Genomic DNA, 12648 nt, shown 5'->3' on the forward strand with positions numbered 1-12648 from the left:
CATGAACACCCACAACAACCACGCGGCCGGCCTGTTCGCCAGGCTGCGCCGCAACAAGCTAGCCTATGCGATCAGCGTGGTCATTGCTGGCCTGTTTCAGGCCAACGTGGCAGAGGCCCAGGCCAGAGGCTCGAAACCCCTCTCGAGCGTGGCGCTCGATATCGATCAGCTTCCCGCGGTCAGCAATCCACCGCCGTATTACCTGCAGATTGCCCTGCAGGCGGTGCAGACCGCACCGCAGGCGTTTCTCCTTGGCGCCACGGTGAGCACTGCTGGCGGTGTCGGTGTGGGCACCAGCGGTACCCACGATGATGAATCGATCGTCCTGCGCGCCGCCAACAGCACTGGCGTGCAAGCCCTGGCAGGCAGCGTGATCAGTTTTGACCGTGGCACGGTGGACAGCGCCTCGACCACTGCTGCTACCGCTAGCGGCCAGCGCGGCCTGCATGCAGCCGATGGTGGCGTGATCGAGGCGCGCGCTGCACGGGTTAGCCTGGTACCGCTGAACACCAGCAATGTCGCGATCACGGCCAACAACCTGACCGGCGCAGCCGCCGAGCGCGGCGGCAAGCTTGACCTCACCGACGCGGCAGTGACCTTGGGCGGAGGGGCGTCAGGCAGCAACAATACCGGCCTTCTCGCTCGCGATGCGGGTAGCCGAGTGGATTTCAGCGGCGGCAGCGTCAGTACCGTCTCCAAGGGTTCTCGTGGCGTACTGGCCACTGACGGCGGGCAGGTTTACCTGAGCGCTGGCACCCAGGTGCAGACCAACGGCGCCAGCAGCACCACGACGGCCAGCCATGGCCTGCACGCTGAAGGTGTGGGCAGCATGATCAGCGCCGACCGTATCTCGGTCAACACTGCCGGTATTGGCGCCAACGCCATAAGGGTCGACAGTACAGGCCAGGCGCAGGTCGTGGATAGCAGCTTGGAAACCTTGGCCAGCAATGCCGCCGCCGTATCCGTGGACGGTGCCGGCAGCAAGTTGCAACTCAGCGGCGGTCGCATCGACACCAAGGGCACCGGCGGTGTTGGGGTGCTGGCTAACAATGGCGGCACGGCGCAGGTGCACGGCACCGCCATCAACACCCAGGGCGGGAACAGCTCGGCAACCGGAAGTCATGGACTGAGCGCGAACGGCCCGGGCAGCACCATCGCCGCTCAGCAGCTGCAGATCACCACCAGCGGCAATGTGGCCCAAGGCGCACGGGCGACCCAAGGTGGGGAGATCAGCCTGGATACCGTGCAAATCACCACAAGTGCCGGCAGCGCCCACGGGCTGCTGGCACAGGGCACAGACAGCCGCATCGACGGCCAGGGCGTGAAGGTCTCAGTAGCCGGCAGCAACACCAGCGCAGCCAGGGCAGAAGCTGGCGGTGCGATAGCCCTGGGCAGCAGCCAGCTGGTTTACCGCAACCTCAACGACGTGAAAAGCAACGGCACAGGTGTGGTGCATGCCGAGACCGGCGCCAGTATCGCCCTGTTCGGCCCGACCAACTCGATCGAGGTGACCGGCGCCGGCATGTACGGCCTCTACGCCAAAGGCGCAGGCGCCGCCATTGCCTTGGAGAACACCGATATCACGATGCATGGCCTGGCCGGCGGCACTGCCAACGGCCTGTCCCACGGCGTCGTCGCCAATGGCGGCGGCGCGGTCAACCTGGCCGACAGCCGCCTCACCATCAAGGAAGACGTGTGGAGCGCCAGCAAGGGCATCTATGCCTATGACCCAGGTTCCCAGATCACCTTGCGCAACACCGACATCATCTCTGAAAAAGCCGCAGCGACCGGTATTTACGCCCAGTCTCAGGCGCGGGTGGAGGTTGACGGCGGGTCGGTCACCACCCACAAGGACAACACCCAGGGCATCCGCATCAATGGCGGCGTGCAGGATGCCAATGCTGCACCCTCCACACTGATCGCCCGCAACCTGCGGATCGACACCCACGGCAATGGCGAGTCCGAAGGCCTGGTACTCAATACAGGCGCCCAGGCCCGGCTCGAAGGGGGCTCGGTGACTACCCACGGCGAGGCCGACCTGCGCGCCGGCACCCGCTCTATCGGTATCGCCCTCAAGCCCAGTTTCGATGCTAGCAAGCCGACCACGCTGTGGGCCACTGGCACCAACGTGCACACCTATGGCAGCTCCGCCCATGGGGTGGGCGTGGATGACGGCAGTGTTGCCTACCTGGACAACCTGTCGGTCACCACCGAAGGGCGCTCGGCCCACGGCCTGTACTCGCTGGTCGAGTGGCCAGGCGACCAGTATGTGGCCGGGCTGTGGGCCAGCAATGTGAATGTGCGCACCTTGGGCGACAACGCTGCGGGGGCGATGGTCAAACAGGACAGCGTCGCCGTCGGCGAACGCAAGTCCACTCTCACCCTCGACAACACCTCGGTGACGACCTTGGGTGCCAATGCCCCCGGCCTGCAGGGCGTCAACGGTGGTGTGCTGGCCGCCACCAACTCGGTGGTCAGTACCAGCGGCACCGCCGCTCACGGGGTATACAGCTTGAGCAACGAAGCGTCCGGAGCTGGAGTGCCAAGCTTGATCAGCCTGGAGAACGTTAGCAGCACCAGCAGCGGCGCCCAGGCCCATGCGGCCATGGCTGAGAATGACGGCCACATCGATGCCGAGCGCGTCACGCTTTATGCAGCGGGCGCCGATGCCGCTGCGCTCGCATTGCAGGGGGACTCGCTGCATACGCCACAGGCGCGTATCGCCGACAGCGTGCTACGCAACGTCGACGGCGGCACGCTGAGCCTGCATGGGCCGGCAGACGTGGCGCTTTCCGCCAGCAGCGTCGGCGGCAGTGGCCACTGGCTGGATATCGGCGCCGCAGCCAACGTAGCGGGCCAGGCACGGGTAGATGTGGCCGGCTCGGTGGTCACCGGCTCGGCGAGCACCGCCGCCGGCAGCACCTCCGATGTTGCGCTGCGCGACACCAGCATCTGGCGCATGACCGCAGACTCCAACCTCACACAGTTGAGCAACAGCGCTAGCCTCATCGCCTTCAGTGCGCCCGTGGGCAACGCGTTCAAGCGTCTGAATGTGCACAGCTATGCCGGCAACAACGGCACCATCGCCCTGAACACCCACCTGTTCGACGACGCCTCGCCGTCCGACCGGCTGGTGGTGGACGGTGGCCTGGCCAGCGGCAGTACCAACCTGCAGATCAACAATGCCGGCGGTGCCGGTGCACTGACCAGCGGCAACGGCATTATGGTGGTCGACGCGGTCAATGGCGGCATGACCGAAAGTCAGGCGTTTCGCCTGCTCGACCAGGTCAAGGCCGGGCCTTACGAGTACACCCTGCACCGTGCCAGCCTGGACGATAGCAATGATCAGGCCTGGTACCTGCGTTCGACCAAGGATCTACCTGGCCCGGCCCCGGCCCCAGACCCCGATCCCAAGCCTGATCCCAAGCCGGACCCGGACCCGGGCCCGAACCCGAAACCTGTGCCTCAACCTGATCCAGGCCCCGACGTCGAGCCACCGGTCAAACCACCGGTAGTGCCACCACAAGAACCGAACTACCGGCCGGAAACCTCGTTGTACCAAGGCATCCCCGCCTTGGCCCTGCACTACAGCCGAGCCATGGTCGATACCCTGCATGAGCGTGTCGGCGAAGAACGCCGCCGCGCCACGGTAGACCCGCTGCTGGAGGAAAACGCCCAGGAATATGGCCCAACACTGGGCTGGGGTCGGCTGATCTACCGCAACGGCGACGACACCCTGGGCAATGCTGACTACGACTACAAGATGCGCGCGTTCCAGGTCGGCCTCGACCTGTACCGCAGCGAAGACACCCAGGGCCGCACCAACCAGGCGGGGCTCAGCCTGGGCATTGGTACCATCGATGGCAGCCTGCACCACAGCGACGGCCGCCTGGCAGGCGATGACGGCCTGCGGGCGTTCAGCCTCGGGGGTTACTGGACCCATTACACGCCGAGCGGCAGCTATATCGACAGCGTGTTGCTGCTGCACCGGTTCAAGGCCCAGGCCCAGCCCGATGGCATGGACCGGCTGAAAACCCGTGGCCATGGTGTTACCGCATCGGTGGAAGTCGGCCGGCCCTTCGTGCTCGATCACGACAAGGAGTTGTACATCGAACCGCAGGCACAGGTGGTTTACAGCAAGTCGCGCTTCGAGGATGCCCACGATGACGCCGCCAAGGTGCGTTTCGACGATATCGACTCGCTGACCGGGCGTCTGGGCGTACGTATCGACAAGGACTGGTTCCGCGAAGACGCCAAAGGCAAGCTGCAGCGGACCAACGTCTGGGTACGGCCAAGCGTCTGGCATGAGTTCAAGAGCAAGCCGAAAACCGAATTCTCCTCGGCCGATGGTTACATTCCCTTCACCAACGACATGCGCGGCACCTGGGGCGAGGTCAACCTCGGCGTGGACTATGAAGTCAACGGCCGTACCACGGTGACCGGCTCGCTCGGTTACCAGAAGGCCTTTGATGGCAAAGGCCGCAGCTATGAAGGCATATTGGGGATCAAGGTGAAGTTCTGAACCTGCTCAGGATGCCCCGTCCGGGTGTGGCCGGGGCATCGCCCTGCACCGCTGACCGTTATTCAGACCTGCACCTTGGGTTGCAACGTGACCGATGCTTCGCTCAAGCCACAGCGGCTGCCCCGGAAATAGCCATCGGACAGCAGAAAGTGCGACATCGCCGGAATCAGTACCAGTGCGCCGACCATGTTGAGGACGAACATGAAGGTCAGCAGGATGCCCATGTCGGCCTGGAACTTGATCGGCGACCATGCCCAGGTCACCACGCCGGCGGCCAGGGTCAGGCCAACCAACGCCACCACCCTGCCTGTGAAGTCGACCGAATGCCGGTAGGCCTCACGCAAGCTCGCACCCGCGCGCTGCTGCACCAGCTGCACACTGACCAGGTACAGCGCATAGTCGACCCCGATGCCTACGCCCAACGCGATGACAGGCAGGGTCGCCACCTTCACCCCCATGCCCAGCGTCACCATCAGCGCCTCGCAGAGGATCGAAGTGATGACCAGAGGCACCACGGCCACCACGACCGCGCGCCAACTCCTGAAGGCGACGTAGCACAGCACCATAACCGCCGCATAGACGAACAACAGCATGCTGCGGTTGGCCTCGCGGACCACGATGTTGGTGGCCGCTTCGATACCGGCGCTGCCGGCTGCCAGGAGGAACTGGCGTTCATCGGTGTTGTGCGCCGCGGCGAACGCTTCGCTGGCCTCGACCACCCGATCGAGGGTCGACGCCTTGTGGTCCTTGAGGTAAGCCACCACCGGAATCACCGAGCAATCGTCATTGAACAACTCGGGGTTGTTCGCCGCTGCCGAGCGCGCCGCATAGTTGAGCACCCCTTGGTCGGGGGATAAGGTCAGCCATTTATTGTTGCCCTCGAACGAGCCAGCAGTGATCCGTCGTGCGGCATCGGCAAAGGAACTGGTGGTCTGGACACCCGGGGTGTTCTGCAGCGTCCAGCTCAGCCGGTCGATCTCGACCAGGGTCGGGTAATGCAGGCAACCATCCGGACCGGCCTTGACGATGACCGCGAACTGGTCGCTGGACAGTGCGTAATGGCGGGTGATGTAGGCGTTGTCGAGGTTGTAGCGTGCATCACGGCGCAACTCCGGTGCCCCAGGGTCGAGGTCACCGACCTTCAGTTGCAAGCTGATGATGAAGCCCGCCGCGGCCAGGGCGAACCACATACCGAGGGTAATGATCGCCCAACGTCGCAGAGTGAAGCGCTCGAGCAACGACCAAATCGCCGACTCCCTGCCCTCCCTGCGCAAGGCACGCTGCGCTGCAGCCGGGCGCACACCGGAATAGGACAGCATCACCGGCAGCAGGATGAGGTTGGTGAACACCAGTACCGCGACCCCGATACTGGCAGTGATGGCCAAATCCTGGATCACCGGGATATCAATGAAAATCAGTACCGCAAAGCCCACCGCATCGGCAAGCAGCGCAGTCAGGCCAGCCATGAACAGTCGCCGGAAGGTGTAGCGTGCGGCCACCAGTTTGTGAGTCCCCCGCCCGATATCCTGCATGATGCCGTTCATCTTCTGTGCCCCATGGGACACGCCAATCGCAAAAATCAGGAACGGCACCAACATCGAATACGGATCGAGCTCATAGCCCAGCGCACGGATCAGGCCCATTTGCCAGATAACCGCCACCAGCGAACAACTTAGCACCAGCAGCGTACTGCGCATGCATCGCGTGTAGCGAAAGATGATCAACGCTGCGATCAGTGCTGCAGCGAAGAAGTAGCTCATGACTTGCAGCACACCGTCGAGCAGTTCCCCCATGACCTTGGCGAAACCGACGATGTGCAGGCGCACCGGCACGGCGCCCGGCTCTGCGCCTTGCTCGTATTTGCTGCGCAGCAATTCCAGCGCCCCGGACAACCGCTGATAGTTCAGCGCCTGGCCCGTCCCAGGATCACGGTCGAGCAGCGGCAGGACGATCATGCTCGACCTGAAGTCGCCGGCCACCAGGTTGCCCTGCAACTGCGCGCGGGCAATGTTCTGCCGCAAACTATCGATACTGGCGGCGGAGCCATCGTAGTTGTCAGGCATAACCGGGCCGCCAGAGTAACCTTCTTCTGTCACCTCGTTCCAGCGCACCGCAGGCATCCACAACGACTTCACCCAGGCCCGGTCCACCCCGGGGGTGAGGAACAGCTCATCGTTGATACGGCGCAAGGTTTCGAGGTAGTGCGGGTCAAAGATATCGCCATGCGGGTTCTCAACCACCACGCGTACGGCGTTACCCAGCCCGCGCAGGTCGTTGCGGTTATCCAGGTAATTGCGGATATACGACTGGCTCTGCGGGATGGTCTTTTCGAAACTGGCGTTGAGCACCAGACGGGTCGCTGAATAGGCCAACACTACACTGACCGCGGCACACAGCATGATGACCAGCAGCCGGTGATTGAATATCAGCCGCTCGAGCAGGTTTCCGGAACGGGCGTCGAACCCGTCGAGTGTCTTGACGACAGGCATTTCGTTGATGCTGCTGGGGCCAATAGCCACGGTTGTCTCCGCTTTCTTGTTATTTGAGCAGGCGCACGCCACGCAAGCCGACCAGGCTGAGCCCGGCAGGTGTAGCATCGGCCACCGCAAAATAGGGCGCAGGATGGGCAAGCGGCCAGCGCGTGAAGGTACGTGCCTGGTCGTGGCTGACCAGTACGTCACCCGCCAGGCTGACGAGCACGATCGAGCCGTCGGCACGCACCGTACCGGCGCAAAGACTGCTGCTCAGTCCCGTCGCGACTTTCTGCCAGGTCCGGCCGCGATCCGTACTGCGGTAGGCGGAGCCTCGCAGCCCGATCGCCAGGACCATTTGCGCTGTCCCGACCAGATTGAAATAGCTTCCCTTGTAGGGCGAATCGAGGGCCTGGAACGCCTGGCTGCGTGGCTCAAACCGCAGTAGAAGCCCTTGCTCCCCGGTAATGAACAGGTCCGCTCCGGCCGGCCGGATGGCATACAGGTGCAAGCCTTGCGGGTTGGGTGTTTGCGATGACCAGGAACGCCAGCTCTTGCCGCCGTCCTCGGTTCGCAGGATCAGGTTGAAGGCACCTACCACGAAGCCCTTGTCAGCGTCTTCGAACCACACGTCCAGCAACGGGAAGTCACTGTTCGGCTGAGTCTGCGTTGCGTTTTCCTGGCCTTGCGCCTTCGGTTGTCGCAACAGCTGCGCGATCGCCGCGCCGTCGAGCTGGCGCTCCCAGTTGCGGCCGCCATCACTGCTGTGCAACACCACGCCCTGATGCCCCACTGCCCAGCCCGACTGCGGCGTAGCAAAGTACACCGCCGTCAGGTCGAGGCTGCTGGGCGTTGTAGCCTGCTGCCAGCTGGCGCCGAGGTCATCACTGTAGACGATGGTGCCGCGCAACCCTACGGCGACCAACCTATCCCCTGCCCTGGCCACACCATTGAGCGCAGCTGCACTTGCCATCGTGCTGTGCAACGGCGGCACGTCGAGCGGGTCACGGTATCCCGGTTGGGCCAGCACCGGCAGACAACTCAGCGCAGCCACGGCTAATACAGGGCGAAGCCACTGTTCGAACATGGCGAAAGTCCTTGTTGGGATGAACGAGAACCCCCGCGCCAGCGCGCCGGCGCAGGGACACTGGCGGGTCTTAGCGAATGCCGCTGCCGGCGAGCGAGTCTGGCGACCAGAAGTTGTCCGGCTGGTGTTCTGCGACAATGCGCAGCCCGCTTTTTCCTGGCCACAGGTTGATGTAGTAATTCCCGCCGATCAGGTCATAGTGTCCGGCAGTCCAACTGCTGAAGGTGTCCACGTCGTAGCTCTGTGTCGGGTAGTTGAAACCGACGCGCCAGAGCGTGTCGCGGGCATCGTACTGGTCGACCGCCAGCGGTGCCCAACTGTCCTCGTCCAGATAGAACTCACGCTTCTTGTAGATATGCCGGGCTCCGGGCTTGAGCGTCGCCTCAACCACCCATACGCGATGCAGCTCCCAGCGGACCATGTCGGGGTTGATGTGGTTAGGCTTGAACACATCCTGCGGATTGTCGGCATACACCATGCGGTAGGTGTTGTAGGGCACGTACAGTTCCTTCTTGCCCACCAACTTGAAATCGAACCGGTCCTGCTTGCCATTGAACAGGCCGACGTCGTCCATGGTGGACATCCCGGAAGTGGTGGTATTCGGCGTATCGTAGGCTACGTCGGGCGCTAGTTTCACCCGGCGTTGTCCCGGCAGATACTGGTAAGCGCGGCGCTCGACCCGTTCATAGTTGGCCGGCTCCAGGACCATCAACGACTCCCCTGCCCGGCGTGCCGGCCCTACGTAGTCGGCACGGTTGCGCTGCAGGAGGTTGCTGTCCGGTTTGCCGGTGTTGTAGTACTCGGATTCGACCAGGAAGCGCCCTTGAGTAGAAATCGTCAGTTGCCCGGCGGAGGTGACGTTGAACGCCGTGAACTTGCGAAAATCCATGGTATCGCCGTTGAAGCGCATCAACAGGTTCCACATGGCTTCATTGCCGTTTTGCGGGATCGGGAACGGAATACTCGCGTGCACCCCGGCGACAGAGGTCCCGCCAGCTTCGAGCGTGGCCTTGCCGGCGTTGTTGATGGTGTTGTCCTGCACCCATTTTGGCGTGGCCGCAGTGCGGTGCGTGGGGTACACGTCGACGCGGAAGCTTGGGTAGCGCTTGATCAGGGCAATCGTGCCTGCGGTGAGCTTGCCGGCGTATTGCTCGACATTACTCTGGTCGATCGACAGCAGAGGCTTTTCAGTGGCAAACGGGTCAGGCCGGACGAAGCTTTTCTTGTCGAAGCCGGCTGGCGCAGTGGTAAGGCCACCGGTATAGGGCGGAATGCTACCGTCCTGGTTGCCGCTTTGCTCAGCGCCCATCGCCGTGAGGCTCTTGCCCAGCTGGCTGAAGTCAGGGCCTGCGAATACCACGCTGCCATACAGCGACAACAATCCTGCAACCAGCACTTTATGTGATGCATTCATAGGTTCGTCCTCGCCACTTAGATAGTGGTCTTGAAGGTGAAGGTGATGAGCCCGCGGTCCTTGAGAATCGCCGAGGTGCCATTGGCGACGCTCACCGCGCCATTGCTGCCCTTGTCGACATCGCCGAAGAAGTCGACATATTTCAGGTCGAAGCGGTACTGCGACAGGTAATCCAGCCCCACGCCCACCGAATAACTGCCTGTGCCTTCGTTGCCGCCCAGGGTCACCACGGAGTTGCCGTGCAAGCCCTGAGAAAAGCTCAAGGGCAAGGACAGGTCGGCGCCGGGGAACACCTGGAACCAGGTCGGCGTGAAATTCAGGCCCAGGGCGGTAGCGTTCTTGTCCGGTTTGTCGACAGCGTTGTAGCTGTCGTTACCCTTGAACAGCGCCTTGTTGTCGGTAACGGCCGTCCAGGTGTTCCAGGTCAGTTCTGCGGCATACGCGGCGGAGTCGAACAGCGCTGTATCGCCCAGCGTGCCCACCACATTGACCAGACCATGCACGGTATTGCCGCGCGCCCCCGGGGTATCATCGGGCAACGCACCAGCGGGCAATGCCGCGACGTTGCTGACCAGGGGCATATTGGTGCGGTAATTGAGGTCGACGCCGACGCTCAAGCCGCCCAGTACGGTCGACAGGCTTACACCGTAAAGGTCGACATCGTCGCCATAGGCCAGGCCAAAGGTGCGGCTGGACGCCTGTTGGTACACCTGGGGCAGCTTGTCGGTGAAGTTGCGGTAGTAGAAGCCCAGCGTGCCGTCCAGCCACTGCGGGCGCCAGCGCATGGCAACTCCATAGTCACCGTGTTTTTCCTTGATGATGTCGGCGCCACGCAGCAAGCGCACACCGGGTACCCCCGGCACAGCCACCAGGCTCTGCGCACCTTCGTTGACGATGTCCTGGGCACCGAAATAGGTACCTGCCTCGGGCATCTGCATGCGCTCCCAATCGAAGAAGTACTGCGCGGCGACCGACAGCTCAGGTGTCAGTTGCAGCTGGGTGGAAACCTGCGGTTGAGGCCGGTACAGCTCCTTGGCTTCGATACCCGGCGATGCCTGGGCCTTGCCCAGGTCCAGCGCGTTCTGGCTGTAGGACACACCATGCACCGCACCGCCAGTCAGTAACGCCTCACCCCAAGCCAGGGAATGCTGGCCGAGCTTGCCATTGACCTGGGCACTCCCCAGCTCGAACTGGCCAAAGACGAACGCATCCAGGATTTCACCGGAGGGCCCGTTGTAGTAGCGGTCTGCATAGCGGCTGAGGCCGAGCGCCGGCTGGCCATTCTTGAGGTGGTTGGACGTCGCTACATTGTCGTTGTCCAGGTGTTCGTAGGCTTGGTCGTACCAAGCAGCGGCGCTGACCCGCGCACCATAAAGCTGGTTGAAAACCAGATCGGCCTCGCTGAGCACGTCAAGCCTGTTGGTGACCAGGCCACGCTCGAAGTTTCGATCGCCATCATCGAAGTTGGGGTTGGCCAGGATGGACTTGCTCTGGGGCTCGACCCGATAACCCAGGTTGTAGCGTAGGGTATTGTCCCAGCGCAGTTGCACATCCGGGTTGCCAGTATCAATGGCGATCGCGTTGGCGTTCTGCAGCAAGCCTGTGGAAATAGCGGTTACAGCAATACCGAGAGCAGCCTTGTGCAGCCGGCCTTCTCGCACCCACAACTGAGCGGACTTCATTACCCCTCCATCTTGTGCGAAGCACTTTCTTATTCATTGTTTGGATTGGTTCAGGGACGGGACAGACCGGCCAGCGGCATGCCTTGATCTCAGCCTACGGGCTAACTGGCCCACTGAAACCACCCACTAGCGGCAGGTGGGGACCAGCCATAATTGGGGGGGGAAGCCAACCCACCCATCGTTGTCGGCAGCCACGCAAGCACGACAACGCCGCCGTCCCGATTGGGACGGCGGCGCTGAGCGACAAGGGAGTTGACGGCGCGGGCTAGGCCGGCCGTTGCCGCACAATATCGCAGGCAGTGAGCGTTTTGCTGGCGCAGAGCGGGCCTAACTGCAATGTGCCCACTGTGTTTCGGCCCCCTCCCGGCCCGTTCACCCAGGCCGCGTGACGCTCGATCCGCTCAATCGCCCCTTGGGCGAAAAACAGCGCCATGTTCGACTCGATCTCACAATCCCTGTGATCTTGCGCCAGCGACAAGCCGTGCTGGCACATCAGGCGAGCAGCCTCCACTTGTGTGATCATCTCGGCCAAGTGCAATGACACCAGCCGCTCCGATGTTGAGCAGAGGCCCTGGGCCGATTTCGCCAGAGCATCCTCGACAATCACCTGGCCCTGGGCGACCTGGGCGATGGCTTCATGCAAGCGGACAAAATCGAGCATTTTGCGCGAAAGCGCCGAGCCAGGCTGCGCCTCGCCGAGGCAGTATTCCTTTTCCACGCATGCGGCCGTCACCAGCACCCTGGCAGCATTGCTCTCCAGGCGAATGCCGCGGGTTTCATAGCGGTCCCGTCGACGATCGAGCAGCACCAGGCAAGCATGCTGATCATCTACTAGAACGCTGCTGATCAGGAGATTGGCCCACAGGCCACCGGCGACCTCGTCGATATTGCCATCAATCAGCAAACCGTCAGCCAACCGTTGCGCCCGCAGCGCATGGCCATCACTCCGCACCATCAGCCCCAGGCTGGCGATGGTACGCCCGGCAAGCAAGTCGGGGAGATACTGGTTGCACAGCGCCGGCCTTTCCATCAGCAGTTCTACGGCCAGCATGTTGACCAATACCACGCTGGCCAGCTCCAGGCTGCCCTTGACGAGCTCTTCGAACAACCGCGCCTGGGTTACCCAGTCCATGCCTGAACCCCCAAGGGCCTTTGGCACAGCCAGGCCAGGCAGGCCGAACTCGGCTACTGCCTGGGTGAACTCCAGCAGTTGCTCGCGAGACGCCGGGCCAAAGCGCAACAAGGCTTCGTTCGGCTTCACTTCCTGCTGAACGAAGGTGCGCATGCTGTCGATTGACAGTTGCTGAATGTCAGTGAGTTGTGGAATCTTCAACTTGAGCTCGCGAACGGCGAAGAAAGTGCAAAAGTAGCCAAAAACACAGAAAAAATGGCCCACCCATAACGGGGTGGGAAAGGTTGGTGCGGGGTACCCCATACTGGCGAATAACAAGAACAAAAGAACTTTGAACATC

General features: G+C 62.6%; 6 protein-coding genes. 1 reads left to right on the forward strand and 5 read right to left on the reverse strand.

Annotated elements, in window-relative coordinates:
- Position 1 precedes the first annotated feature (1 nt).
- Entirely contained in the window at positions 2-4522 is a 4521-nt protein-coding gene (locus tag ACN6NG_RS14525) for an autotransporter outer membrane beta-barrel domain-containing protein (RefSeq protein WP_474314660.1), read from the forward strand.
- 62 nt (positions 4523-4584) lie between these two features.
- Here ACN6NG_RS14525 and ACN6NG_RS14530 read toward each other — a convergent pair whose 3' ends face one another.
- The 5 genes from ACN6NG_RS14530 to ACN6NG_RS14550 all read right to left on the reverse strand — a co-directional run bounded on the left by ACN6NG_RS14530 (position 4585) and on the right by ACN6NG_RS14550 (position 12647).
- Positions 4585-7035 carry an efflux RND transporter permease subunit gene (locus tag ACN6NG_RS14530; RefSeq protein ID WP_474314814.1) on the reverse strand — a complete coding sequence of 817 codons (2451 nt, stop codon included), beginning with the start codon at positions 7033-7035 and terminating at the stop codon, positions 4585-4587.
- A gap of 25 nt (positions 7036-7060) precedes the next feature.
- On the reverse strand, positions 7061-8080 hold the full coding sequence (locus ACN6NG_RS14535) for a WD40/YVTN/BNR-like repeat-containing protein (RefSeq protein ID WP_474314661.1): 1020 nt from the start codon (positions 8078-8080) through the stop codon (positions 7061-7063).
- Between the two features lie 70 nt (positions 8081-8150).
- Positions 8151-9494, reverse strand: a complete 1344-nt coding sequence (locus tag ACN6NG_RS14540) for a DUF1329 domain-containing protein (protein ID WP_474314663.1) — start codon at positions 9492-9494, stop codon at positions 8151-8153.
- A 17-nt stretch (positions 9495-9511) separates the two neighbouring features.
- Positions 9512-11176, reverse strand: a complete 1665-nt coding sequence (locus ACN6NG_RS14545; protein ID WP_063424305.1) for a DUF1302 domain-containing protein — start codon at positions 11174-11176, stop codon at positions 9512-9514.
- Positions 11177-11441: 265 nt separating this feature from the next.
- The gene (locus ACN6NG_RS14550) at positions 11442-12647 is read right to left on the reverse strand and encodes an acyl-CoA dehydrogenase family protein (protein WP_474314665.1); all 1206 of its coding nucleotides are present in this window, start codon (positions 12645-12647) and stop codon (positions 11442-11444) included.
- Between the last annotated feature and the right edge of the window lies 1 nt (position 12648).

The organism is Pseudomonas sp. TSO6, from assembly GCF_056098905.1.